Source organism: Nonomuraea sp. H19, assembly GCF_052068215.1.
Lineage (GTDB): Bacteria > Actinomycetota > Actinomycetes > Streptosporangiales > Streptosporangiaceae > Nonomuraea.
The window spans coordinates 675,767-699,217 of record NZ_JBQHCV010000001.1 but is presented as its reverse complement, the minus strand read 5'-3'; the positions used below and the strand labels follow the sequence as shown (position 1 = coordinate 699,217).

The following is a 23,451-nucleotide window of genomic DNA, read 5'->3' as shown; positions in this document are numbered from 1 at the left end:
GGCGTCCCTCGACGGACAAGGCCCCAGAAGAGGTGCAGCACGTTGAAAGGAAGGAGAGCCGCGCATAGTCGGCTGTAGCCGGTCGTCATGGCTCATCGGGTGCCTGGGAGAGAAATTTCATGATCTTACGGGCGGGCGTTGGGTACACTGAGCCTCATGGTCTTGCCCGTGCTGTTCGGCGCGAACGTGGATCCCATCTGGGCCGACCCGCAATCCCCCCTGCGGCTGACCCGGCAGGTGGAGCTGGCCGGTCTGGACCTGGTCACCATCCAGGATCACCCGTACGAGCCCGCGTTCTACGACGCGTGGACGCTGATCAGTCACCTCGCGAGCGCGACCCAGCGGGTGACCTTCGTGCCCACGGTCGCCAACCTTCCGCTGCGGCCCCCGGCCATGCTGGCGAAGTCGGCCGCCACGCTGGACGTGCTCACCGGCGGGCGGGTTCAGCTCGGCCTCGGGGCGGGCGCCCTATGGGACGCGATCGCCGCGATGGGAGGACCGCGCCGAAGCGCCAAGGAGGCGGTGACCGCGCTGGAGGAGGCGATCGAGGTCATCCGCCTGATGTGGAGCGGCGAGCGCGCCGTCCGGTTCGAGGGCACGCACTACCACATCTCCGGCGCCGACCCCGGTCCTTCCCCCTCCCCCGGCCTCGGCATCTGGCTGGGCGCCTATGGTCCCCGCATGCTCGCGCTGGCCGCCGCCAAGACGGACGGGTGGCTGCCCTCGTACAACTTTCTGGGCCTGGACCGGCTGGGTGATGCCGTGGCCCGGTTCGACGACGCCGCCCGGGAGGCCGGGCGGGACCCCGCGGGCCTCCGCAAGGTCTACAACCTCAACGGCCTCATCGGCCCTGAGTCCACCGACCCGTTCCGGGGATCGGTGAGCCAGTGGGTCGAGCAGATCGTGTCGGTCGTACGCGACTACGGCATGAACGGCTTCGTTTACTGGCCGGACGCCGACCATGCGCGGCAGATCGCCCGCTTCGCTGCGGAAGTCGTGCCTGCGGTACGCGCGGAGCTGGGCCCCGTCGGCTAGCCGGCGCCTTGACAGGCCGGCGTCCCAACGGAGATCGTTTCGCGGGAAAGACTCGCCCCTTGCGGGGCCGACCGGGGAAAGAGCGCGATGAAGCTGATCATCGGTGGGGTCTTACTGGCGGCGATGGCGGCCGCCCTGTGGGCGCGAGGACGCTACGTGGTGGTCACGGTCGAGGGGACGAGCATGGCCCCGACGCTGTCCGACGGCGATCGGGTCCTGGTGCGCAGGCTCCGGATCGACCAGGTCAGCACGGGAGACGTGGTCGTGCTCGAGCCGCCGCTGACTCCCGTGGAGCTCGGACCCGGGGGCCCGGACGGCCGGCAGTGGAACATCAAGCGTGCCGTCGCGTTACCCGGAGACCCGGTGCCGCCGGGGATCGACGACAGTGTCACCCGGGTGCCCCCCGGCGCGCTGGTCGTCCTGGGTGACAACGCCGACAGCGTCGACTCCCGGCAACGCGGGTTCTTCGACGCCGACCGCTTGCTCGGCGTCGCGCTGCGCCGGTTGGGCGGGCCACCGCTGTAAAGCCGGTACATGGTGCGGTTTCGACTACTCGGCCCGATGCGGATCCAGCTCGACGGATCGCCGGTCAGAATCACGGCGCCCAAGCAACGCACCGTGCTCGCCATGCTGCTGACCCGGGCGGGTCACGTCGTCCCGATCAGGTCATTGGTGGCGGAGGTGTGGGACGAGCGGCCACCCCGCTCCGCGGTGGCGAACCTGCGCACCTACCTCATGCAGCTGCGCAGGCTGTTACCGGACGAGGAGCGGCTGGTCACCTCGGACGTCGGCTACCTGCTGCGGGTCGGACCGGAGGAGTTGGACCTCTTCGAGTTCGAGGCGCTGTCCGCGCAGGGTCGCCAGGCTCTGGCCCGGCACGATCTGCGCGCCGCCGAGGAGGCCTTCACCAGGGCCCTGGCGCTGTGGGAGGGGACGGCGGCGGAGGACGTGCCGCTGGGACCCAGCCTGCGTGAGGTGATCGCCCGCCTCACCGACCATTACCTGGGGGTGATTGAGGAACACGCGGACATCCAGCTGGCTTTCGGGAGAAACACGACGGCGGCCACGCGGCTGCGCGAGGTGATCGCGCAGTATCCGCTGCGCGAGCGGCTGCACGGTCAGCTCATGGTGGCCCTCTACCGCAGTGGTGACGTGGTCGGCGCACTGGACGCGTTCGGCGCCGCCCGCCGGATCCTGGCCGACGAACTGGGCATCGATCCCGGGCCGGACCTGCGCCGGCTGCACCAGGCGATCCTGCGCAGGGACACCGACCTGCTGACAGCCGATCGTGACGCCGCGGCCGTGCCCGTCAATGACGGGCGCCCGCGTCCACGCCTGCTTCCGCGGGCTCCCACGGTGTTCGTGGGCCGCTCGGCCGAACTGGCCCAGCTGCACACCATCCTGTACGGCGGGACGGGCCCACCCGTGGTGGCGCTGCACGGCCCCGGCGGTGCGGGAAAGTCGGCGCTCGCCCTGAAGGCGGCACACGGCATGGCCGACCGCTATCCCGACGGGCAGCTCTACGTCGATCTCCAGGGATCCACGCCCGGCCTGCCGGCGTTGGGGCCGGCCGAGGTGCTCGGCCGTTTCCTGCGCGCGATGGGAGTGCCGCCCGGCGACGTCCCGGCGGCACCGGCGGAGGCGGCCACCCACTACCAGTCGCTGCTGGCCGACCGGCGAGTCCTGGTCGTCCTCGACAACGCCGTCGGCGCCGCCCAGGTGGCGCCGTTGCTGCCGGCGGGCAACGGCTGCGCGGCGCTGGTCACCAGCCGCGCCGCGCTGACCACCGTGGACGCCGTACCGATCGCCGTCGGCATGCTCGACGAGGCGGAGTCGGTGCGCCTGCTGACGTTGCTGGCCAGTCCGGAGCGGGTGACGGCCGAGGCGGAAGCGGCCGCGGAGATCGCGCGCTGGTGCGGCTACCATCCGCTGGCGCTGCGCATCGCCGGCGCCCGGCTGGCGGGCCGGCCCGACTGGCCGCTCGCTCGGTTCAGCGAGCGGCTGAGCGGCCCGCAGCGGCGGCTGGACGAGCTCCAGGCGGCCGACCTGCGCGTGCGAACCTGCTTCGAGGTGGGGTACGGAACGCTGACAAGCAACGCGAAAGCGGCCTTCCGCGCGTTCGGCGTGCTGGAGGTGCCCGAAGTCGGCGTCGAGCTCACCGCCGCGCTGACCGATGTCGACCAGACGACGGCAGAGGCCGCGCTCGACGAGCTCACCGAGGCGCGGCTGCTCGAGCCGGCCGGCGACGGCCGGTTTCGTATGCACGACCTGCTGCGGCTCTTCGCCGCGGAGCTGGCCGCCGCCCATGACGCGCCGAAGGAGCGCACGGAGGCGGTCGGACGGGCTCTGGACTGGTACCTCGACCGCGGCCGGCAGTTGCAGGGTCTGCTGCAACCGCACCTGGTGTCCGCCGGCGGGGGTGCCCGCGAATCCGGTGTGGACCTGCGGGATCCCGCCGAGGCCGTGCGGTGGCTGGACACGGAGCTGCCCTGCCTGGTGGCGGCGGCCGTACAGGCGGCGAAAGGGGGCCCGGGCGGCTTCGTCACCGAGCTGATGGCCCTGATCAAGGCCATCGCGATGAAGAGCGGCTACTGGCGGGAGCTCGAGACCATCGCGCGGCTCGCCATCGAGGTCGCGCGGCGTGACGGTGACCGCGCCGCGGAGGCGTCCACGCTGTCGACGCTGGGCCTGGTGGAGTGGAGGTCCGGCCAGGCCGAGGCGGCGCACGGCCTCCTGCGCCGGGCGCTGACTCTATGGCGTGACGTGGGCGAGCGCGGGGAGGAAGGACTGGCGCTGCACAACCTCGGCTGGTTGTGCATGCAGACCGGAGATCTCGACGGGGCCCTCGACCACATCAGCGCGGGCCTGCTGTTGCTCGAGGCGCACGGGTCGAACCGCGTGGGGATGGTCGCGCACAACCTGGGTGAAGTCCTGCTCCGGTTGGGCCGGTACACCGAGGCGGTGGACCGCTTCGAACGGTGCCTGTCCATCCGGCGGGCCGATCGCGACCTTTACGGCGAGAGCATCACGCTGGCCGCGCTCGGCCGCGCCCGCTGCCTGCTCGACCAGCGGGAGAAGGCACTGGCGGTGCTGACGGAGGCGCTGGTCCGCTGCGAGGAGATCGGCAACCGGGAGGATCAGTGGGAGGTCCTGCTCAGCAGGTCCGAGATCCATCTGCGACAGGACGAACCGGCCGCGGCCGCGGCCGACCTTGCCATCGTCCTCGAGCTGACCACCAAGATCGGCGACGCGTACGGCCACGCCGCCGGCATCCGCCAGCTCGCCAGAGCACGCGCGGCCCTCGGCGATCCGCGTGCCGCGGCCGACGCCGGCAAGGCCGCGGCACTTTTCGCCGATCCCGCGATGCGGCGCGATCCGGTGCTGGAGAGGCTGCTCACCGCCCAGTTATAGCGCGGCTGTATGGGGCGCTGTATGCCACCCGCATAGGTTCCGGCTGACCGCATCGCTACGAAAGGAGCCATTCCATGACTGCTGTTCTCGGCAGGCTCGGCGACCGGATTCTCGACAAGCTGGTGCCCAAGGCGTCCGCGAAGGCAGCCGCCGAGTGGTACGTCCACTGCTACTGCAGGGAGCGCTCCGACTTCCGCAAGCTCTGCACCACCGCCGGCGGCCAGACCCGCTGTGGTTCCTGCTACGCGTACAGAATCTGCGGCGGCTAAGTAGGACACCCAGGTCTGGCGGCGGACGTCCGCCGCCAGACCCCGGCGCGAGGTGGAGACTTGCTGTATCTCATGATCGCGTGTCGCGCCCTGCTGGCCGCCGTCTTCGCGATCGCGTTCGTGGGGAAGGTTCGCGGCCGCGCGGCGTTCGACGAATTCGTCACCTCCATCGTGGTCCTCGAGGTTCTCCCGCGACGCGTGTCCGTAGCGGCCGCCCACGCGCTGTTGGCCGCTGAGGCTTCGGCGGTTCTGCTGCTGGCGTTGCCGTCGGCCGTACCGCTGGGTTTCGTGGCCGCTGTGGGGACGCTCGCCGTCCTGACCGGCGGCATTCTCGCCGCCCTGCGCCGAGGGCGGCAGGCGCCGTGCCGGTGTTTCGGCGCTTCCGTCACGCCGCTCGGCCGGATACACGTGGTGCGCAACCTCGTCCTGGCCGGCGTCGGCGGCGTCGGGCTCACCGCCTGGATCGCCGCCGGCCCGTCCACGCCGCATCCGGCCGGTGTCGCCCTCGCACTCGTCGCGGCCGGCGTGGGCGTCCTGCTCGTGGTGCGCCTCGACGACCTGATGGAGCTGTTCACCGTCTGAAGTGAGGATGCCTGATGCCTTTCCTGGTTGCCGCCGTCGTGTTCGTCGGCCTCCTGTGCCTGTTCAACCTGGTGCTCACCTTGGGGGTGCTCCGCCGGCTCCGCGAGCACACCGCTGAGCTGGAGCGCCTCGCCGGAGGCTCGATGCTCATGCCGTACGATCCCCACGTGCTGGTCGGCCGGGCGCTGCCCGAGACCGCTGCGGGTGCGCGACTGGTGGGCTTCTTCGACGTCGGCTGCAGCACGTGTCACGAGCGCGCACCGCAGTTCGCCGACGCGGCGGGAAAGCAGCCCGCCCTGGCGGTCATCACCGGCGACGGCGCGAAGGTCGCCGACCTCGTCGCCGTGGTCGGCGGCGTGTCGAGCGTGATCACGGGCGAGGAGGCCGGCCTTCTCACGCACACGCTCGGTGTGGAGGCGTTCCCCACCTTCCTCCTGGCCGACCAAGAGGGCAGGGTCGTGGCCGCGCACACGGAGCTCGCCGAACTCACCGCCACGGCGACGGCGAGATGACCTCGGACCGGCTGCGAAGGGCCGCCACCCTGGGGCTACTGTGCTGGCGGGCGGGACCTGCGCTGGCGGTGTCCCAGCTGGCGGTCACCGTCGTGGCCGGGCTGCTGCCCGCAGGCACCGTGTGGGTGACGAAGCTGCTCATCGACGGGCTGGCGACGGGCTTCATGGAGCGGGTGCTGGGGCCGGTCGCCGGACTCGTCGCGCTGGGGCTGGCCGCCGGGGTGCTGCCCCACGTCACGGCATACCTGCGCGCCGAGTCGGACCGCCGGCTCGATCTGTTGCTGCAGGATCGCCTGTACACGAGGGTCAACGGGTTCCAGGGGCTGTCACGGTTCGAGGACCCGGGTTTCCTCGACGAGCTGCGGATGGCCACGCAGGCCACGGGCGGCGCGATGGGGCCGATCACCTCGGGCCTGTTCGACCTCTGCCGCAACGTCATCACCCTGGCCGGGCTCCTCGGCGCGCTGGCCATGTTGAGCCCTCTCATGGCCGGCCTGGTGGCCCTTGCGGCGCTGCCCACCCTCGCCGCCAGGATGTCCCTGGAGAAACGGCGGACCAAAATGATCGCCGGGCAGTCGACGGCAGCCCGACGGCAGATCTTCTACTCCTCACTGATCACGGACGTGGAGGCCGCCAAGGAGGTCCGGCTCTTCGGGCTCGGCGACTTCCTCAGGCGCCGGGTCATCGGCGAGCTCACCACGATGCAGGCGGCCGAGCGTCGGCTGGACCGGCGGGAGGCGCTCACGCAGTCGTCACTGGCCGCTCTCTCCGCCCTGGTCAGCGGCACCGGGTTGGTCTGGGCGGTGTACTCCGCCCTGGCCGGGCGGCTGACCCTGGGCGACGTCACGGCCTTCGCCGCCGCCGTGGCCGGCACCCAGGCCGCCCTGATCGCGACCGTGGAGAACGCGGCCAACGCCAGGCACGCGCTGTTCCTGTTCGACCATCACGAGCGGGTGATGTCGCTCTCCGACGACCTCCCACCGCCTCACCGGCCGGCCGCGCTGCCGCCCCTCGGGCGCGGCATCGAACTCCGCGACGTGTGGTTCCGGTACGACGAGAGCCACCCGTGGGTGCTGCGCGGTGTTGACCTGACGATTCCCCACGGCGCGTCGGTCGCCCTGGTAGGGCTCAACGGAGCCGGCAAGAGCACGCTGATCAAACTGCTGTGCCGCTTCTACGATCCGTCCCGCGGGGCGATCCTCTGGGACGGCGTGGACATTCGCGACGTACCCCCTGCCGAGCTGCGCGCCAGGATGGGCGTGCTCTTCCAGGACTACATGAGCTACGACCTCACCGCGGCGGAGAACATCGGCGTCGGCCACCTCGAGGCGATGTCCGACCGGACCAAAATCCAGGCTGCCGCCGAGATGTCCGGAGCCGACCAGATCCTGCGGGCCCTGCCTCAGGGGTACGACACGATGCTGACCCGGATCTTTTTCGGACCGGAAGACGATGCGGGAGTGGTGCTCTCCGGAGGCCAGTGGCAACGGCTGGCCCTGGCCCGCGCCCTGGTGCGCGAGCACCGCGACCTGCTCATCCTCGACGAACCCAGCTCGGGGCTCGACGCGGAGGCCGAATACGAGGTGCACCGGCGGCTGCGCGAACACCGGGCAGGACGCACCAGCCTGCTCGTCTCGCACCGGCTCGGCTCGGTACGGGACGCCGACCTCATCGTGGTGCTCGGCGACGGGAGGATCGTCGAGCAGGGAACCCACGACGACCTCATCGCCGCGGGCAACGGCTACGCCAGGCTTTTCGAAACCCAGGCCAGCGGCTACCGCGTCGAGGCCTAGGCGTTGCCCCGGACTCGGCAGGGGGACGCGTGCGGCCGGTACCCTTCCCCAGCAAGCGGCAACGGCTGACAGTACCCGATCACGGAGGACGCCGGTGAAGAGGCTGATCGCCCGGCTCTGGCACGGCATCCGCGGGCCGATGCAGTGGCGGTTGCTCTACCTGTCCCAGGCCAAGTTCATGGTCGGGGTGACCGGCGTGGTCCGCGACCGGGACGGGAACGTGCTGCTGCTGCGGCACCGGTTCTGGCCCGAGGACCGGCCGTGGGGCCTGCCGACGGGCGGCGCCAAGCGGGGCGAGACCTTCGAGCAGACGGTCGTCCGCGAGGTCCGGGAGGAGACCGGGCTGGAGGTGCGGGTCGGCGAGTTGGTGCACCTCAGGAGCGGATTCCAGCTCAGGATCGAGATCGCCTACGCGGCCGGGTACGCCGGCGGCGGCACGATGCGGCTGAACACGACAGAGATCCTCGAGGCCCGCTGGTGCGCCCCGGACGACCTCCCGGAGGGCCTGCTGGAGTCGCACCGGCTACTGATCAAATCTTCACTTCGGTAGGGCCGCAAAGCGCGGCGAACAGGGCCTGACAGATGCTCAACAGATCCTCAACGCGCCCCGGCCTACCTTCCTCTCATACCGATCAAACGGGGAGGAAGACATGAACAGATGGTCAAGCTCAGCACCGCCATCGTCGCCGGCGCCCTTTCGCTCGGCGCCCTCAGCGCGGCCCCCGCGCAGGCGGTCACCACCGGCGCGACCGCCGCCGGCGCCGCCGCCGCGGGATGCGCCAAGGTCGAGCACTGGACCGGCCGGGCCACGCAGAGCGTCAGGGTCACCAACAACTGCGGCTACACGATCTCCTACCAGGTCAAGCGGCGCGGGCCCGACCCGCGTTGCACGATCCTCGCCGACGGCCAGTCCCGCACCTGGCAGTGGACGCGCTGGGGCGGCCAGTGGCAGGGCATCCGCTGGAACTGCGCCTGACCGGCACGCTTGTCCGGCGGGGAGGGCAGCCCTCCCCGCCGGGTCACAGGAAGAGGAAGCCGATCGCTGCGGCCGCGATGAGGGTGCCCAGGACGATCGCGAGGGCGATCTCCCGACCGGTCGCCCGCTCCTCGCGCCGGATCCACGCCAGGTAGCAGGCGGTCGCCGGGATGGCCACGACGGCGGCGGTGACCGCGCCGGGCGAGTACTCGCCCAGGATGATCCACGTGGTCAGGTGGAAGAGGGCGTTGACGCTGAACTGCCATTGGAAGGCGGTGGCCAGCACGACCCAGGGGCCGGACCTGCCCTGGCGCATGGCACGCCAGGAACAGGCCAGCACCAGGAGCATGAGCGGGATGTGGTACGCGGCGAACATGCTCGTGGTCTCCGGGCCGAAGTGCCGGCCGGCCCAGGCGGCGAAGCCTGGCAGCTCCTCCACTGTGTGCAGGACGTAGACCACGAACGGCAGCAGGAAGGGCAGCTCTCCGGCGATCGGGGAGCTGTGGCGCGAGCCGCTTTGCGCGGCGGCGGGCACGGGCATGGCATACCTCCAGGGGGTTCTTCGGAGTGAGCGGCTAGAATATGAGGAATCCCTCGCGTTTTGTACTCGCATCTGGAGGCGGTCGATGCCCCCTGCCCGCTCGCCTTATCGCCCCAGGAAGACGCCCCGGCAACAGCGCGCCTGGCAAACCCGCCGTCGCATTGAAGAGGCAGCGGCTCGTGTTTTCGCCCAGCACGGCTACGCCTCAGGAACGACCGACCGCATCGCCGAGGAGGCCGGGCTGTCCATCGGCTCGCTGTACCAGTACTTCCCGAACAAGGACGCGATCCTGGTCGTACTGGTGCGCGCGCATCTGGAGCAGATGACCCAGACGGTGACCGCCATACTGGCCGAGCCGCGTCCCCTCGCCGACTGGCTTCCGGAGCTGACCCGGGCGCTCGTGCGGATCCACGCCGACGATCCGCGCCTGCACCGGGTGCTGTTCGAGCAGGCCCCGAGACCGCCGGAGTTGCTGTCCCGCTTCCACCAGGCCGAGAACGAGGCAGCGGCGGCCGTTGAGTGGCTCCTGCGCGCTGACCCGGACCTCACACTGACCGAACCCGGCCGCCAGGCCCGATTCGTCGTGGCCACGATTGAGTCGCTCATCCACCGTTTCATCGGAAATCTTCCATACCTCGACGCGGCGGAGCTGGAGCGGGAGATCGTCACGATGGTGACGCGGTATCTGCGCTGCCACGAGTAACGGCCGGTAACCTTTTACCTTGAGCAGAACGCGGCAGGAGGGCGGCGGTACAGCTCGGCGCTGGTTCTGATCTTTTGGGCACCGCGAAAGGGAATGTCATGTTCGAGATCGTGTCCGCCCTCGTACCTCCCCTCGTGGTAGGCGGGGCGTTCGTCTTCGGCGTCGTCAAACTGATGCGATCCGAAGGGCGTGCGAGGGCGGCCGAGGGCCGGGAGCGGGTGCAGAAGAGGGCGTCGAGTGCGCCGTCAGCCGCCGCCGATCCCCCGCCCGAGCGCTGACGACTGTCCGCGCCACGCTAGATTTCCACAGCCCTCGGAGTCGGCGCCGTCGCCGCCGCGCCCTTTGTACGGAGCACGGCGGCGAAGACGAACGACTGCAGCTTCGGACTGACTCGCCAAGAGCCGGCCGATTTGCGGTCTAGAGGGGCAACGCGGCCAGGGCGGTGTTCACCCGATCTTCGCGGTACTCGCCAAGCAGGCCCTCGACGCCGTGCTCGCCACCGACCTGGCGTTCCTGCAACCCCTCGGCAGTCGCCAGCGCGAATCGGTCGCGGCGGCCCTGAAGACCCTCCTGCTGTCTCTGGAAACCGCACCGCCCACGTGAGCAGGGCCGGCCCAGTCTCACGGAGCGCGACGAGCGGTGCGGTCTTCCCGCCGGCCAGGAGCAACCGGCGACGTACGCTCACGGAGCGGACCCCGACCGGTCGGCGCGGTCGTCGGGAGTCGGTGCAGCAGGGGATCCCTCAGTTGACCTGGCGCTCCAGCACCTCATCGATCTGCGCCAGTTGCGCCGGGTCCAGTGGCCCGTGCCGCAGCGCGCCGGCGTTCTGCTCAGCCTGGCCGGGCGTCCTGATGCCGGGGATCGGCACCGTGCGCCCGCTGCGGGCCAGCAGCCAGCCGAGGGCGCCCTGGGCGAGGGTACGGCCGCCAGAGGTCAGGATGTCGCGGATCGCGTCCAGCATGGCCAGGAACTCCGGGGCGGGCCGGCCGTCCCTGAAGAAGGTCATCCACTGCGGGGAATCGCCGCGTACGTCGTCCATCGGCAGCCGCGACTCCGGGCCGTACTTGCCGGACAGCAGCCCCATCGCCAGCGGCCCCCGGTTGACGGAGGCGAGCTCGTGGGTGTCGCACACCGTCAGCATCGCCGGGGCGTCGTGCAGGACGTTGAGGTTGTGCTGCACAGCGGCGCAGTGCGGCCCCTTCGCGAACGCGGCCGCCCGTTCGGGATCGTCGGTGCTCCAGCCGTAGGCCCGGATCAGACCTTCGTCGACGAGTTCCTCCAGCGTGGCGATCAGCTCGTCCACGCGCTCCAGCGGGGCGTCCCCGACGTGCAGCTGGTAAAGGTCGATGTGATCGGTGCCCAGCCGTTCCAGCGACGCCCGGCACGCCTGCCGGATGTATCCGGGCGAGACGTCCTGGCCGGTGAGGGTCCGCGTCGCCGCGTCGAAGGTGAGGCCGAACTTGGTCGCGATAACGACCTCGTCCCACCGTCCGGACAGCGCCCTGCTGAGCACCCGCTCGCTGTGTCCGGTGCCGTACACGTCGGCGGTGTCGAAGAAGGTGACCCCCAGGTCGAGCGCCCGATGCACGGCCGCCACCGACTCCTCGTCGTCCACCTGCCCCCATCCGGCCGGCTTGCCACGGGCCATGAAGGGTCCCCCGATCGCCCAGGCCCCGAACCCGATCGCACTCACCTGCAGGCCGCTACGCCCCAAGGTCCGGAACGAAGTACTCATATCGCACACTCCCTGACTCCAGTGAACCCTCGAGAAAACCCTGTCACCTGGAGTGAACTCCAGGTCAAGAGCGCATTGTCGCCGCTTGATCGCCCGCCATCGAGATAAGCAACCAGAGGTTGCGCATCGGTGGAGTCGCTTGCTAGCGTGAACACGCAACCAAAGGTTGCATTTTAGATGGGAGAATCGCCATGATGATTCCGAGCATCGAACGAGAAATCCTGATCGAGGCGCCGGTCGAGGTGGTCTGGGGTGCGGTGACAGAGCCTGGCCAGCTCAGCAGTTGGTTCACCGACGCCGCGGAAATCGACGTGCGCGAGGGCGGCAAGGGCACGCTCACCTGGGCCGGCCGGGCAACCGTCAGGCCGGCCACCGCCGATATCACCGTGGTGGCCGTCGAGCCGCCGCACCGGTTCTCCTTCCGCTGGGCCTACCCGGACGGTGCTCAGCCGCGTGCGGGCAATTCCGTGCTCGTGGAGTTCACGTTCGCCCAGGAGGGCGAGGGCACGCGGTTGCGGGTGACCGAGAGCGGCCTCAGCGAAATGGACTGGACCGAGGAGCAGCAGGCCACCTACGCCCAGGAGCACATCAACGGCTGGAAAAAGCACCTCGCCGACCTGACGGCGTACGCTTCTGCGAAGGACCGGGCATCAGCGCAGTGACGGACTTCGATGACGAGGAGCTCCTGGCGGCGGTCACCGAACCGAGCCGTCGCCGGCTTCTTGACGTCCTACTCGCCCTCGGCGAGGCGACACCCACCGCCCTCGCCGCCGAACTGCCCTTCACCCGCCAGGCGGTCGCCAAGCACCTCGCGGTCCTCGACCGCGCCGGGCTCGTCGAAGCACGGCGGGACGGCCGCGAAGTCCGCTACACCATCCGCCCGCAACGCCTGGACGAGGCCGTCCGGGCGATGGCGGACGTCGCGGCTCGATGGGACGCACGGCTGCAAAGGATCAAACACATCTCCGAATCCGCCCACCGCGAGGCACAAAGCGGCGCGGCCGCCGAGGTGGCGCCACAGGATTGACGATGACGCCCTCGATGCGCGGCATCGAGGGCGTCATCACGTGATCACGTGAGCTCGTAGAGAGCCTGACCGCTGGTGTCGGTGCCTCCGTAATCGGATGCGTCCACCAGGCTGCCGTTGGCCTTCACCCACTCCGTCACCGAGGAGTCGGTGTCGTTCCGGCCGTTGTCGTCGCTGATCAGCACGTACTTCAGCTTGCCGCTGGAGACGTACTCCTGCAGCTTGGCGACGGTCATGGCCGGGTCGCTGCCGGTGAAGCCGCCCATGGCCATGACCGCCTTGCCGCTGGACAGGATGATCGAGGATGCGCTCTGCGCGCTGTTGACGGCCACCAGCCAGGTGGCGTCGCCCTGGTTGGCCTCCAGATACTTGATCATCTCGGTGCTCACCTGTCCCCCGCCGGGCCGGCCACCCGTGCGCTGGCCGCCCTCGGTCTGACCGGCTGCGGGCCGGCGGGTGCCACCGGGCCCGCCCATCATGCCGCTGCCGGCCGGGCCTGCGGTCGGGTTGGTGCCCTGGACGGCCGAGGTCAGCGGGGTCACCGCGTACGCCGCCGGCCCGGCCAGCCCGCCGAACAATCCGGCGACCAGGGCCACGGCGGCCAGCCGCTTGGCGCCGAACGCGGCCGCCAGGAGACCGAGCACCGCCACAGCGGTCGCCCCCACGACCACCCAGGGCAGCCATGACACGAAGTCGGTGGTGCGGCGGAGCACCACGAACGACCAGCCGCCGGTGACGGCGATGCCGAGCGGCAGAGCCCACCTCCAAGCGGCGGACCGCCGGTAGGCGTGCCACATCAGCACCGCGCCGATCCCCGTGAGAGCGGCGATGGCGGGGGCCATGGCGGTGGAGTAGTACGGGTGGAAGCCGCCTTCCGAGAAGCTGAACACCACGAAGTGGATCGCGAGCCAGCCGCCCCACAGCAGCAGGGAGGCTCGGGCCGCATCGGTCCGGGGGCGACGGCCGATCAGGGCGACACCCACGGCCAGGGCGAGGGCCGCGAACGGAATCAGCCAGGAGATCTGCCCGGCCATGGTGTCGTTGAACAGCCTGGTGGCACCGGCCTCGCCGCCGAAGTTGGCGCCGCCGCCGCTGCCGCTCCCACCGAAGATCCGGCCGAGCCCGTTGTATCCGATGACGAGGTCCCAGACGGTGTTGTCCTCGCTGCCGCCGATGTACGGCCGGCTGCCCGACGGCCACAAATCGACGATCACCATCCACCAGACGCTGGAGACGACGAGGGCCGCTCCGGCGGCGAGCAGGCGGCCGAGCCGGCGTAGCGGCTTGCCGGGGGCGGCCATCAGGTAGACGGCCGCGAAGGCGGGCACCACCAGGTAGGCCTGGAGCATCTTGGCGTTGAACGCCAGACCGACCAGCGCCGCCGCGACCAGCAGCGTGCGCACCCGCCCGGTGCGGATCGCCTCCAGGCAGAACCAGGCCGCCGCGACCAGCAGCAGAACCAGGACCGTGTCGGGGTTGTTGTCCCGGTTGATGGCCACCGTGATCGGCGTGAGCGTCATCACCAGGGCCGCGATCAGCGCCGCGACGTGCGCGAGGTGGCCGCCCCCTGCCCTGTTCGACCAGGCGGTGAGCGAACGCCGTACCGCCGAATAGACCAGGCCGGCGGCGGCGACACCCGCGACCGCCTGAGGGAGCAGCATGCTCCAGGTGCCGAACCCGAAGAGGCGGGCCGACAGGCCCATCACCCACAGGGCCAGCGGGGGCTTGTCGACGGTGATGTACGAACCCGCGTCCACGGCTCCGAAGAAGAAGGCCTTCCAGCTCTGCGTGCCGGAGTAGACGGCGGCGGCGTAGTAGGTGTTGGCGTAGCCGTTCTGGCCGAGCGCCCAGGTGTAGAGGAAGGCGGCCAGGGCCAGCACACCCCACATCGCGGGGCGGGCCCACCGCGGGTCCTCCGGCGGGCCGAGGAACAGCCGTCCCACCGGTCCTCGCCGGGGTCCACCGCGGTGGCCGGCCGCGGCCTGATCATCATTGAGCGGCCGCTCCAGCTGCTGCGTCATCGTGCCCTCCGGGGATTGAAGACCCACGCCCGCAGCAGGACGAAGCGGAGGAGGGTGGCGAGTGCGTTGGCGATGGTGACGGCGATCAGCTCAACCGCGTGCGACGCGGTAGCGGGCAGCAGAGCCAGGCTCGCGGTGGTCAGCCCGAGGCCGATGAAGAAGACGATCAGGCCTTCCAGGTGATTGCGTACGGCACGCGCCCGGCCGCTCACCCCGAAGGTGAATCTGCGGTTGGCCGCGGTGTTCGCGATCGCGGTGACCAGCAGGGCGACCGCGTTGGCGGCCATCGACGGCAGCACCGCGCCGAGTGCCGAGAACAACAGCAGGTAGGCGAGCGTGCTGACGACTCCGATGAGCGCGAACGCCGGCAGCTGGCGGGCCATCCCGGCGGGTAGCTGCTGGACCCGAGTGGGGACGCCGGACCGGGCGGTGCCCGACAGGGTGGCACGCGCCACCCGCCACATCCCCTTGAGGTCGTCCGTGGCGGTCCTGACGATGTCGACCCTGCTGTCGGGGTCGTCCACCCAGTCCACCGGGACCTCGTGGATGCGCAGGCCGTGGCCCTCGGCCAGCAGGAGCAGTTCGGTGTCGAAGAACCATTCCTGGTCCTCCACGGCGGGCAACAGGGCCTGTGCGACCTCGGTCCGCGCCGCCTTGAAACCGCACTGGGCGTCGGAGAACCGGGCGCCCATGATCGAGCGGAGGAGCAGGTTGTAGGTGCGTGAGATGAACTCCCGCTTGGGCCCGCGGACCACGTTCGAGCCCTTGGACAGCCGGGTGCCGATCGCCAGATCGCTGTGCCTGGACAGGAGCGGCGCCACCAGCGGGAAGAACGCGTCCAGGTCGGTGGACAGGTCGACGTCCATGTAGCTGACGACGTCGGCGTCGCTCTCCGACCAGATCTTCCGCAGGGCCCTGCCGCGTCCCTTCTGGTCCAGGTGCACCGCCCGCACATGCGGCAGTTCCCGTTCCAGCTCGGTGGCCGCTTTCCAGGTGTCGTCCGTGCTGGCGTTGTCCGCGATCGTGATGCGGAAGCCGTACGGGAAGGTGCGGATCAGGTAGGAGTGCAGCCGATGGATGCTCTCCGCCAGGACCCGCTGCTCGTTGTAGACGGGAACCACGACCTCGACGAGGCGGGTTCCGCGCGCTGCCTCAACCCGAGGCGCTGTAACCGTCATCGTGCTCATGTCGCCAACGATCGGGGGCGGGCATTGAACGGGCCTGAGGCGACTATTAAGCCTCTCTGAGAGGGCAGCGGCGGGTCCGGCGGACAGGCCGGCGGGCCGCCGAGCGGGAACTGGCCAGGAAGCTGACTTCGCGGGGCCCGTCGCCGGGGCGCTGCCGTACTCGCTGCTGACCACGGCGTCCCCTGGGAACTCTACAAACCCAGACATGTCGTGATTGCCGCAATAAGGCGATCGACTTATATTCGGAGAGCCGGGCTCCCGAACTGGAGGACATATGACTGCCGACGCGATCCCCGATTTTCCGTTCGACCGCCCCACGGCCCTGGAGCCGCCGCCACAACTGGCGGAGCTACGGGAGCGATGCCCAGTGGCGCACGTACGGCTGCGAGCGGCGACGTGGCCACGCTGGTGACCAGGTACGACGACGCCCGCGCGGTGATGGCGGACCCGCGCTTCAGCCGCAACCTCGCCAGGCAAGGCGCCGCCCGGCTGTCCACCACTGAAGACGGCGGCCTCTTCAGCCGGTCCAGGGACGGCGCCGCGGACATCAACGAGGGGCAGGGCCACATGCGGTGGCGGCGGCTGCTCAGCCGCTGGTTCACGGCGCGGAAGATGGAGGTGTGGCGGCCCAGAGTCCAGGCCATGACCGACGACCTGCTGGACGCCATGCTGGCCAAGGGCTCCCCGGGCAACCTGTCGGCCGGGCTGGGCCTGCCGCTCCCGGTGCGGGTCATCTGCGCGCTGGTCGGCGCGCCGAGCGAGGACCAGGACAAGTTCGCACACTGGTCGCGCACCATGCTGACGCTGACGCGCAACACCCAGGAAGAGGTCGACCAGGCCTACCGGGAGTTCAACGCGTACGTGTCGGACCTGGTCGACCGCAACCGCGCCAACCCCGGCGACGACCTGCTCAGCGAGCTGACCCAGATCACCGACGCCGAGGACGGCCGGCTCAGCCAGGCCGAGCTCATCGCAACCGTGCGCGGGCTGCTGCTGGCCGGCCACGAGACGACCTCGAACATGATCACCATCATGGTGGCGATGCTGCTCTCCGACCGGGAGCGTTTCGAGGCCGTGATCGACGACCCCGACCTGGTGCCGGGCACCGTCGAGGAGGTCCTGCGCCTGGACAGCACGCTGTCGGCCATCGGCGGGGTGCCCAGGTTCATCACGGAGGACGTCGAGCTCAGCGGGGCCACGGTGCCCGCCGGCAGCACGCTGATCCCGATCATCTCCGGAGCCAACCGCGACCCTGCCAAGTTCCCCGACCCGGAGCGGTTCGACCCGCGGCGGCAGAACAGCAACCAGCACCTCACCTTCGGCGCCGGCCCGCACTACTGCCTCGGGCAGCCGCTGGCCAGGCTAGAGCTCCAGGTCGTCCTGGGCACCCTCGTGCGGAGGCTGCCCGGCCTGCACCTGCGGGACTCCCCGGACACCCTGCGGCTGCGCACCGGGGCGATGTCCGGCGGGCTCCAGGACGTATGGGTCACGTGGTGACCTGATGAGCGCGGCGCCACCGAGATGACAACGGCGACCCCGAGAGCAGGCGCCGGGCAGCGGTATGACCGTGGCGCCTGCCAACGGGGATAATCCGTCGGGTGACGGTGTGGAAAGACAAGATCAAGGACCAACCAGTCATGAAAGTCAGCACGACGGTCGCCACGCCGTCTCCCCGCTCGATGCGCGCCAGAGACAAGCTCATGCAGACCGCCGAGCGGCTCTACGCCGAACACGGATTCGCGAACGTGTCGATCAGGATGATCCGGGAGGCGGCGGGCCAGCGTAACAAGTCCGCCGTGCAATACCACTTCAGCACCCGCGACGAGCTGATCCAGGCGATACTGACCCGCCACGCGGCCGCGATCGACAAGCACCGCATCCCCATGGTGGCCGCGCTGGAGGCGGCGGGCGAGGTGTCGATCCGGGACTGGATCACCTGCGTCATCGCGCCGAGCATCGAGCACCACATCGAGCTGGGCACACCGTCCTGGTATGGGCGCTTCCTCGCCCAGGCCGTCGTGGAGCCCTCCTTGCGCGAGTACGCCGCCCAGGCACATCTGAGCACGCCCTCGTTCCGCCGCCTGGAACAACTCCGCCCCCCGCGCGAGCAGGCCCACGACCGCGAGCTGTCCACCCGGCACGCGGCCATGGTCCGCCTGCTCATCGTGCACATGAGCGCCGAGCTGGAAAGCGACCTGGCCGACGGCCGGGCCGACCCGGCCGCCGCCGAGCAGTCGTGGCGCCGATTGGGGGAAACCTTGATCACGGCCGTCTGCGGGCTCAGCTCCGCGCTGCTGAAGCCTCTTGTCGAGAGCCACTCACTTGCGGAAGTAGGCGCGGGCCGGCGGGAGCAGGAGCAGGACGATGACGGCCAGTGAGACCAGCGGGGTGAAGACGAGGCGGCCGTCGGTCACGGCGAGCAGCCAGGCGGGGTAAACGCTCTCGCTCGCGTCCAGGATCGCCTGCGCGTTCGCGGAGTCCCCGAGGATCGACTGGAGATACTGCACCTTGGACGCCTGGCTCGTGAGGACGAAGACATCCAGGGCGAGGAAGATCGGCTGAACGATCAGGGTCAGGGTCCGGCCGGCGCGCTTGCCGGCCAGATTCAGCCACGCCAGGATCGCGGCGATCACCGCGGTGGTGAGAGGCAGCACCAGCGCGTAGCCGCCCTCGTCGAAGTGGAGGCCGTTCTCGGCCAGGACGGAGCGGGAAAGGCCTTGCCGAGCGAGTTCGGCCTCGGCCGCGGCCTGGACGTCCGCGCCATGGACGAGGCCCGCCACAGGAGCGATCAAGTAGGCCAGGGCGAACAGCAACTGCAGGACGCCCGTGAAGGTGACGGTGCGGGGACGGATCCGGGTCTTGGTGATTTCCATGCGACAGACGATCGCGCCACCTGCTGATACGGCACCCACACTGCGCTGAGACGACACAGAGATGAGCTGATATTCGATGGATCCGCTTTCCTGAGCGCTTGTACAGTGACGCGATCCGGGCGTCGGCGGGGGGAGCGAATCATGCGTGTGCACTACCCGCGTACTCCTCACTTGCCCTGGTCGCCCGGCGCCACCTCGGACGACGTGAGAGCCGGAGACCTGTCCGGGCTGAGCGGACGAGAGATCGTGGTCACCGAGAAGCTCGACGGCGAGAACACCACTCTGTACGCCGACGGGCTGCACGCCCGGTCGCTGGATTCCGCGCATCACCCCTCGCGCGCGTGGGTCAAGGGCCTGCAAGGGCGGATCGGACCGGCGATTCCGCCAGGATGGCGGGTGTGCGGGGAGAACATGTACGCCCGGCACTCCATCGTCTACCAGGACCTGGAGAGCTGGTTCTACGGCTTCTCCGTATGGGACGGCGCGCGGTGCCTCGAGTGGGACCACACGGTGCGGTTCCTGCGGCGGCTGGGAGTCCCGGTGCCGCGGGTGTTGTGGCGGGGCGTCTTCGACGAGCGGGCGCTGCGGGCCCTGCGACTGGACACCGGCCGGCAGGAGGGGTACGTCGTGCGGACCGTGGAAGGGTTCGACCGGGCGGAGTTCGCCGGACGGGTGGCCAAATGGGTGCGCGGGCGGCATGTGCGGACCGGCACGCACTGGATGCACGCCGCCGTCGAGGCCAACGGACTGGGCCCGGCCGCGGCACTGTGGTCGGTGCGTTCGGGGGCGGCCGCCGATGTGGCCGGTCTGCTGGCGGCGGTGGGCGTGGCGGTGCAGCACCCGGCCCGCGCCGAAGCCGTACCGGACCTGGCCCGCGCCGCAGAGCCAGCGGAGTTCGCCATACCGGACCTGGCCCGCGCCGAGGTGGCGGCCGCAGAGGTGTCGGCGCGGCTGGACGCGCTGGGCCGGTCCGGGGACGCCCGGCTGGCGGGCGTGCTGGCGGCGATGCTGCACGACATGCCGCGCGCCTGGCTGGCCGCCCGGTTGGCGGGTCCGCTGGGCATGCCGGCGGCGCGGCGGGTGGCCGACCTGGTCGGGCTGCATGCCGGACTGCACCGCGCGTACCCCGATGAGAATCGCCGGGCCGGGCTGGTGCGCATGTCGTTCGCCGCCGATCTGGGAGTGCTGCACGCCGTCGCCGGGGCCGTGCCGGCCGGTCGCGACGATGCCGGGGCACGCGAGCAGGTCGACTGGTCCGCGCTGCACGCCGAGGAGGCCGGGCTGCTCGGGCCGGCGCCGCTGGAGCCGTTGCGTGCCGGGCTGCGCGAGGTGCTCTCCGGCCTGGACACCGAGGCGGCCGACCGGTGCTGGGCGGAGGCGCGGGACGCCTATGCCCGAGGACGGATCGCCACCGTCGAGGAGGCCGTGGCGGCGAGCTGGCGGTGGCGGTCCGGGCGGTTCCCCCGGCTGGTGCACCTGGCCGGGCCGTCGGGCAGCGGGAAGAGCACCTTCGCCGCGGCTCTGCCCGGGATCGACGCGCACCTGTCCCTGGACGACCTGCGCCAGGCGCGGGGCTCGCGAGCGGACCAGCGGGCCAACCGGGAGGTGCTCGGACAAGGGCTGGACCGGCTGGACGCGGCGCTGGCCGCGGGCGGCACGGTGGTATGGGACGCCACGTCGCTCAACCAGCAGCAGCGTTCCCTGGTGCACGCTGTGGCCCACCGCCGCGACGCGCTGACGACGCACGCGGTCGTGCTGGTGGATGAGGCCGAGCTGCACCGGCGCAACGCCACCCGGCCGCACCCCGTGCCGCCGGGGGTGATCACCGCGCAGACGCGCCGGTTCGTACCGCCGTATCCCGGCCACGCCCACCGCACCTGGTACGTCGGAGCGACCGGGACGATCGACGACATCGACGGCGCTTTGGACGGGTGGGAGGCCTGATGCGTACCAGTGAGGAGATCTACCACCGGGTCCGCTGGGACCCGCGCTTCGACCCCTCCCGTTTCGTGCTGGGCGTCGGCCAGCGGGACGCCGCGCCCAAGCGCGTCCCGCTGCCCGCTTTCACCCCCGGGGGCGACATCCCCTGGCATCGCGTGCTGTTCGTGGAGGCGGACGGTGAGCTGGTGTGGGACCGCGCCACGGGTTTGGACCGCGTCGACATCTCACCGGCCGGACGGGCTCGCGAGCCGCGCCGGTTGCGCGCGCCATTCTTCACGGCCAGGACGCCGCACAGCTGGGATCCGGTCGCCGGATGGCGCCCGGCCGACGTCGCCCCGCGCGCGGTCCCGGTGGCGGGCCTGCGCGTCCTGACCTGGAACACGCTGTGGGACCGGTACGACAGCGACCTCATCGACACCGCCCGCCGCCGCCCTCTGCTGCTGGCGGCCCTGGAGGAGGCCGACGCCGACGTCATCGCGCTGCAGGAGGTCGAGCCCGCGCTGCTGGCGATGCTGCTGGCGGCCCCGTGGCTGCGCGCCGCCTACACCCTGGGCACCGACCCGGCCGGCCAGGACGTCGACGATCACGGGTTGCTGCTGCTCAGCCGGCTGCCCGTACGGGAGGCGGCGGCGCATGCCCTCGGCCCGCACAAGGCGCTGGCCGCCATCGCGGTGGACACCGCCGCCGGTCCGGTCGTGGTCGCCGCCACCCATCTGACCAGCGACCATTCGGCGGACGGCGCGGCCAGGCGGCAGGCCGAGCTGGCCCGGATCGGCGAAGGGCTGGCCGGAGTGGAGGGCGAGCTGATCCTGCTGGGCGACTTCAACGACGGAGACGACGGCCCACGGGGACCGGCGGCCGTGCTCGGGTTGCGAGACGCCTGGACGGAAGCGCACGGGCCGGACCGGACTCCCACGTTCGACCCGGTTGCCAACCCGCTGGCCGCGCTCTCCTCGCGGTCGGGCCGGGCCTCGCGGCTGGACCGGGTCCTGCTGCGGGGCCGCTCGCGCGTGACCTCGGCGGTCCTGCGCGGTGACGTGCCCACCGCGCAAGGGGTGTACATCTCCGACCACTACGGGGTCGAGGCGGACCTGGATGTTCCCGGGACGGAGCCCGGCGACGTGCTGGACGAGCCGTCGACAGCGCGTACGGCGGTGGCGTGGATCCCGCCGCGGGAGCTGTGGCCCGCGATCCAGGACGTTCGCCGGGAGCAGGATCCGCAGTTCCGCCGGTGGCCGCCGCACGTCAATCTGCTCTTCGGTTTCGTACCGGAGTCCGCGTTCGACCGGGCGGCCCCGCTGCTGGCCGCGGCGGCGGCCGAGAGCGAACCCTTCACCGTCCGCCTGGACGGGGTGCGTACCTTCCGGCATCGGGACGACGCCACCGTCTGGCTCGACCCCGCCGCCGGCGGCACGGCGCCGTGGACCCGGCTGCGGCGCGCGCTGGAGCGGCGCTTTCCACGCTGCCGGGGGCGTGCGGAGGGGTTCGTTCCCCACCTGACCCTCGGCCGGACCAAGGATCCGCAACGCCTGGCCGCCTCCCGGCTCGACGCGATGACGGCGCCGGCCGGAGAGGTGACGCTGCTGTCCCGCCGCGGGGACGAGCCGATGCGGCCGCGGGCGGTGATCGTTCTGGGCACGGGTGAGGTGCGCTGGCTGCCCGAGACCGGCACCGGCGAGCAGCGGCACCTGGCGCCGGATCCAGGCCGGGACGCGCTGGCCGGGCAGGTCGCGGAGCGTCTGGCGGAGGCGCTGCGGCCAGGGCTGGTGCACGTGGCCGGATCGCGGCGGATGGGATGCGCGCTCCCGACGGCGGACCTGGACCTGGTGGCCGCGTTGCCGGGCGGCGTGGCCATGGCCGGGATCCAGGCCATGGTGCGGGCCGCGCTGCCGGCCGCCACGAGGGTGCGGCAGGTGGTCGGCGCCAGGGTGCCGGGCCTGCGGCTGCGCGTCGGCGATCTGGACGTCGACCTGACCGTGGTGGACACCGGGCCGCGCTCCCCCGGGCAGGCGGTGGTCTGCCGCGCCGAGCTGGGTGAGGCGGCCGCGATCGCCTTGAGCGCGGTCAGCGACGCCGAGGCGATCCGTGCCGCCGCCGGCGCCGACCACGCCCGGTTCGCCCGGCTGGCCAGGCAGGTGAAGGCCTGGGCCAGGGCACGCGGGCTGGACTCGGCTCCCTTCGGCGGGCTGCCCGGTTTGGCCTGGACGGTGCTGGCCGCGCGCACCGCCGCGGAGGGCGCCGGCCTTTCCGCCGATGACCTGCTGCGCCGTTTCTTCAGCACCTGGGCCGCCTGGGACTGGCGAGAACCGGTCGCCCTCACGGCCGCCGCCGGCACGGGAGGGGACACGGCGGCGGTGACCGTCCTGACCCCCAGCGACCCGGTACGCAACTGCGCTCAGCAGGCCGGCGACGGCGGGCGGGACCTGCTGACGCAGGAGCTGTACCAGGCATGGGAGACCTTGGAGAGCGGCGCGCCCTGGTCCGAGCTCCTGACACCGCCGCCCCTGCACCGGCGGCACGCGGCATGGGCGGTGCTGACCGTGCGCCCCGGCCGGACCGGAGAGTTCGAGCCCGTTCTCGGCAGCGTCCGTGGCCGCGTGCGCAACCTGCTCACCGCCTTGGAAGAGGCCGGGGCGCCGGACGCGCACGCCTGGCCGCGGCCGTACGAGTCGGGTCCTGACTGGGCACGGTACGCGATCGGCCTGGGCCGCACGCCGCCGGACGCCGCCCGGCTCGCCGCGATCGCCGGCGGCTGGACCAAGGGGCTGCCCGGGGTCACGATCGAAAGAGCCGAGTGCGGCGCCGTGCCGACCCTTCGCTAGGCGTCCCGCCCAGCCGTGAGGTC

The 23,451-nt window shown here is 71.2% G+C and carries 22 protein-coding genes; 17 read left to right on the top strand and 5 right to left on the bottom strand.

All coding sequences use genetic code 11. The annotated features are described in order from the left end of the window. Nucleotides 1-156: 156 nt before the first annotated feature. The 9 genes from ACTMTI_RS03220 (at nt 157) to ACTMTI_RS03180 (ending at nt 8,578) form a co-directional block, all read left to right on the top strand. Entirely contained in the window at nt 157-1,035 is an 879-nt protein-coding gene (locus ACTMTI_RS03220; protein WP_441118066.1) for an LLM class flavin-dependent oxidoreductase, read from the top strand. Nucleotides 1,036-1,122: 87 nt separating this feature from the next. Beyond that, nucleotides 1,123-1,560, top strand: coding sequence for a signal peptidase I (lepB, locus tag ACTMTI_RS03215; RefSeq protein ID WP_441118065.1), 438 nt, complete (start codon nt 1,123-1,125; stop codon nt 1,558-1,560). A 9-nt stretch (nt 1,561-1,569) separates the two neighbouring features. Then, a complete protein-coding gene (locus tag ACTMTI_RS03210; RefSeq protein WP_441118064.1) occupies nt 1,570-4,446 on the top strand; it encodes a BTAD domain-containing putative transcriptional regulator in 2,877 nt (958 codons plus the stop codon). Between the two features lie 74 nt (nt 4,447-4,520). Continuing rightward, nucleotides 4,521-4,715, top strand: a complete 195-nt coding sequence (locus tag ACTMTI_RS03205) for a hypothetical protein (protein ID WP_441118063.1) — start codon at nt 4,521-4,523, stop codon at nt 4,713-4,715. Nucleotides 4,716-4,775: 60 nt separating this feature from the next. Next, nucleotides 4,776-5,297, top strand: a complete 522-nt coding sequence (locus ACTMTI_RS03200; protein WP_441118062.1) for a MauE/DoxX family redox-associated membrane protein — start codon at nt 4,776-4,778, stop codon at nt 5,295-5,297. A 14-nt stretch (nt 5,298-5,311) separates the two neighbouring features. Continuing rightward, on the top strand, nt 5,312-5,809 hold the full coding sequence (locus tag ACTMTI_RS03195) for a TlpA family protein disulfide reductase (protein ID WP_441118061.1): 498 nt from the start codon (nt 5,312-5,314) through the stop codon (nt 5,807-5,809). Next, on the top strand, nt 5,806-7,602 hold the full coding sequence (locus tag ACTMTI_RS03190; RefSeq protein WP_441118060.1) for an ABC transporter ATP-binding protein: 1,797 nt from the start codon (nt 5,806-5,808) through the stop codon (nt 7,600-7,602). Before ACTMTI_RS03195 ends, ACTMTI_RS03190 begins: the two co-directional genes overlap by 4 nt. Before the next feature lie 94 nt (nt 7,603-7,696). Then, nucleotides 7,697-8,152 carry an NUDIX hydrolase gene (locus tag ACTMTI_RS03185; protein ID WP_441118059.1) on the top strand — a complete coding sequence of 152 codons (456 nt, stop codon included), beginning with the start codon at nt 7,697-7,699 and terminating at the stop codon, nt 8,150-8,152. Between the two features lie 108 nt (nt 8,153-8,260). Next, entirely contained in the window at nt 8,261-8,578 is a 318-nt protein-coding gene (locus ACTMTI_RS03180) for a hypothetical protein (protein ID WP_441118058.1), read from the top strand. Nucleotides 8,579-8,621: 43 nt separating this feature from the next. On the opposite strand, the gene ACTMTI_RS03175 is transcribed toward ACTMTI_RS03180, so the two are convergent. After that, nucleotides 8,622-9,119: an HXXEE domain-containing protein gene (locus ACTMTI_RS03175; protein ID WP_441118057.1), complete on the bottom strand. Its 498-nt coding sequence runs from the start codon at nt 9,117-9,119 to the stop codon at nt 8,622-8,624. 85 nt (nt 9,120-9,204) lie between these two features. Here ACTMTI_RS03175 and ACTMTI_RS03170 point away from each other — a divergent pair, with 85 nt between their 5' ends. Both ACTMTI_RS03170 and ACTMTI_RS03165 read left to right on the top strand, forming a co-directional pair. Further along, nucleotides 9,205-9,822: a TetR/AcrR family transcriptional regulator gene (locus ACTMTI_RS03170; RefSeq protein ID WP_441118056.1), complete on the top strand. Its 618-nt coding sequence runs from the start codon at nt 9,205-9,207 to the stop codon at nt 9,820-9,822. A gap of 98 nt (nt 9,823-9,920) precedes the next feature. Then, on the top strand, nt 9,921-10,100 hold the full coding sequence (locus ACTMTI_RS03165; protein ID WP_441118055.1) for a hypothetical protein: 180 nt from the start codon (nt 9,921-9,923) through the stop codon (nt 10,098-10,100). A gap of 464 nt (nt 10,101-10,564) precedes the next feature. On the opposite strand, the gene ACTMTI_RS03160 is transcribed toward ACTMTI_RS03165, so the two are convergent. Continuing rightward, nucleotides 10,565-11,557 (bottom strand): aldo/keto reductase, encoded by a 993-nt coding sequence (locus ACTMTI_RS03160; RefSeq protein WP_441118054.1) that lies wholly within the window; start codon nt 11,555-11,557, stop codon nt 10,565-10,567. A 191-nt stretch (nt 11,558-11,748) separates the two neighbouring features. Here ACTMTI_RS03160 and ACTMTI_RS03155 point away from each other — a divergent pair, with 191 nt between their 5' ends. After that, nucleotides 11,749-12,219 (top strand): SRPBCC domain-containing protein, encoded by a 471-nt coding sequence (locus tag ACTMTI_RS03155; RefSeq protein WP_441118053.1) that lies wholly within the window; start codon nt 11,749-11,751, stop codon nt 12,217-12,219. Further along, nucleotides 12,216-12,584, top strand: a complete 369-nt coding sequence (locus ACTMTI_RS03150) for an ArsR/SmtB family transcription factor (protein ID WP_441118052.1) — start codon at nt 12,216-12,218, stop codon at nt 12,582-12,584. Before ACTMTI_RS03155 ends, ACTMTI_RS03150 begins: the two co-directional genes overlap by 4 nt. A 44-nt stretch (nt 12,585-12,628) precedes the next feature. Here ACTMTI_RS03150 and ACTMTI_RS03145 read toward each other — a convergent pair whose 3' ends face one another. Further along, nucleotides 12,629-14,605, bottom strand: coding sequence for an ArnT family glycosyltransferase (locus ACTMTI_RS03145; RefSeq protein ID WP_441118051.1), 1,977 nt, complete (start codon nt 14,603-14,605; stop codon nt 12,629-12,631). Beyond that, on the bottom strand, nt 14,602-15,792 hold the full coding sequence (locus ACTMTI_RS03140) for a glycosyltransferase (protein WP_441118050.1): 1,191 nt from the start codon (nt 15,790-15,792) through the stop codon (nt 14,602-14,604). The genes ACTMTI_RS03145 and ACTMTI_RS03140 overlap by 4 nt, the downstream gene beginning before the upstream one ends. Nucleotides 15,793-16,152: 360 nt before the next feature. Between ACTMTI_RS03140 and ACTMTI_RS03135 the strand changes: the two genes are divergently transcribed. Beyond that, the gene (locus ACTMTI_RS03135) at nt 16,153-17,289 is read left to right on the top strand and encodes a cytochrome P450 (protein WP_441118049.1); all 1,137 of its coding nucleotides are present in this window, start codon (nt 16,153-16,155) and stop codon (nt 17,287-17,289) included. Between the two features lie 140 nt (nt 17,290-17,429). Beyond that, the gene (locus ACTMTI_RS03130; RefSeq protein ID WP_441118048.1) at nt 17,430-18,170 is read left to right on the top strand and encodes a TetR/AcrR family transcriptional regulator; all 741 of its coding nucleotides are present in this window, start codon (nt 17,430-17,432) and stop codon (nt 18,168-18,170) included. Here the strand turns inward: ACTMTI_RS03130 and ACTMTI_RS03125 are convergent. Further along, nucleotides 18,111-18,665, bottom strand: a complete 555-nt coding sequence (locus tag ACTMTI_RS03125) for a hypothetical protein (RefSeq protein WP_441118047.1) — start codon at nt 18,663-18,665, stop codon at nt 18,111-18,113. The genes ACTMTI_RS03130 and ACTMTI_RS03125 overlap by 60 nt on opposite strands. Nucleotides 18,666-18,806: 141 nt before the next feature. Here ACTMTI_RS03125 and ACTMTI_RS03120 point away from each other — a divergent pair, with 141 nt between their 5' ends. Both ACTMTI_RS03120 and ACTMTI_RS03115 read left to right on the top strand, forming a co-directional pair. Continuing rightward, complete coding sequence (locus ACTMTI_RS03120; protein ID WP_441118046.1) at nt 18,807-20,609, top strand: RNA ligase family protein; 1,803 nt, start codon at nt 18,807-18,809, stop codon at nt 20,607-20,609. After that, nucleotides 20,609-23,428, top strand: coding sequence for a poly(A) polymerase (locus tag ACTMTI_RS03115; protein WP_441118045.1), 2,820 nt, complete (start codon nt 20,609-20,611; stop codon nt 23,426-23,428). The genes ACTMTI_RS03120 and ACTMTI_RS03115 overlap by 1 nt, the downstream gene beginning before the upstream one ends. Nucleotides 23,429-23,451: the final 23 nt, after the last annotated feature.

Coding starts and splice junctions, on each gene's coding strand:
- ACTMTI_RS03220 (WP_441118066.1), top strand. CDS start 157: ATGGTCTTGCCCGTGCTGTTCGGCGCGAACGTGGATCCCATCTGGGCC.
- lepB (WP_441118065.1), top strand. CDS start 1,123: ATGAAGCTGATCATCGGTGGGGTCTTACTGGCGGCGATGGCGGCCGCC.
- ACTMTI_RS03210 (WP_441118064.1), top strand. CDS start 1,570: ATGGTGCGGTTTCGACTACTCGGCCCGATGCGGATCCAGCTCGACGGA.
- ACTMTI_RS03205 (WP_441118063.1), top strand. CDS start 4,521: ATGACTGCTGTTCTCGGCAGGCTCGGCGACCGGATTCTCGACAAGCTG.
- ACTMTI_RS03195 (WP_441118061.1), top strand. CDS start 5,312: ATGCCTTTCCTGGTTGCCGCCGTCGTGTTCGTCGGCCTCCTGTGCCTG.
- ACTMTI_RS03190 (WP_441118060.1), top strand. CDS start 5,806: ATGACCTCGGACCGGCTGCGAAGGGCCGCCACCCTGGGGCTACTGTGC.
- ACTMTI_RS03180 (WP_441118058.1), top strand. CDS start 8,261: ATGGTCAAGCTCAGCACCGCCATCGTCGCCGGCGCCCTTTCGCTCGGC.
- ACTMTI_RS03175 (WP_441118057.1), bottom strand. CDS start 9,119: ATGCCCGTGCCCGCCGCCGCGCAAAGCGGCTCGCGCCACAGCTCCCCG.
- ACTMTI_RS03170 (WP_441118056.1), top strand. CDS start 9,205: ATGCCCCCTGCCCGCTCGCCTTATCGCCCCAGGAAGACGCCCCGGCAA.
- ACTMTI_RS03165 (WP_441118055.1), top strand. CDS start 9,921: ATGTTCGAGATCGTGTCCGCCCTCGTACCTCCCCTCGTGGTAGGCGGG.
- ACTMTI_RS03160 (WP_441118054.1), bottom strand. CDS start 11,557: ATGAGTACTTCGTTCCGGACCTTGGGGCGTAGCGGCCTGCAGGTGAGT.
- ACTMTI_RS03155 (WP_441118053.1), top strand. CDS start 11,749: ATGATGATTCCGAGCATCGAACGAGAAATCCTGATCGAGGCGCCGGTC.
- ACTMTI_RS03145 (WP_441118051.1), bottom strand. CDS start 14,605: ATGACGCAGCAGCTGGAGCGGCCGCTCAATGATGATCAGGCCGCGGCC.
- ACTMTI_RS03140 (WP_441118050.1), bottom strand. CDS start 15,792: ATGAGCACGATGACGGTTACAGCGCCTCGGGTTGAGGCAGCGCGCGGA.
- ACTMTI_RS03135 (WP_441118049.1), top strand. CDS start 16,153: ATGCCCAGTGGCGCACGTACGGCTGCGAGCGGCGACGTGGCCACGCTG.
- ACTMTI_RS03130 (WP_441118048.1), top strand. CDS start 17,430: ATGAAAGTCAGCACGACGGTCGCCACGCCGTCTCCCCGCTCGATGCGC.
- ACTMTI_RS03125 (WP_441118047.1), bottom strand. CDS start 18,665: ATGGAAATCACCAAGACCCGGATCCGTCCCCGCACCGTCACCTTCACG.
- ACTMTI_RS03120 (WP_441118046.1), top strand. CDS start 18,807: ATGCGTGTGCACTACCCGCGTACTCCTCACTTGCCCTGGTCGCCCGGC.
- ACTMTI_RS03115 (WP_441118045.1), top strand. CDS start 20,609: ATGCGTACCAGTGAGGAGATCTACCACCGGGTCCGCTGGGACCCGCGC.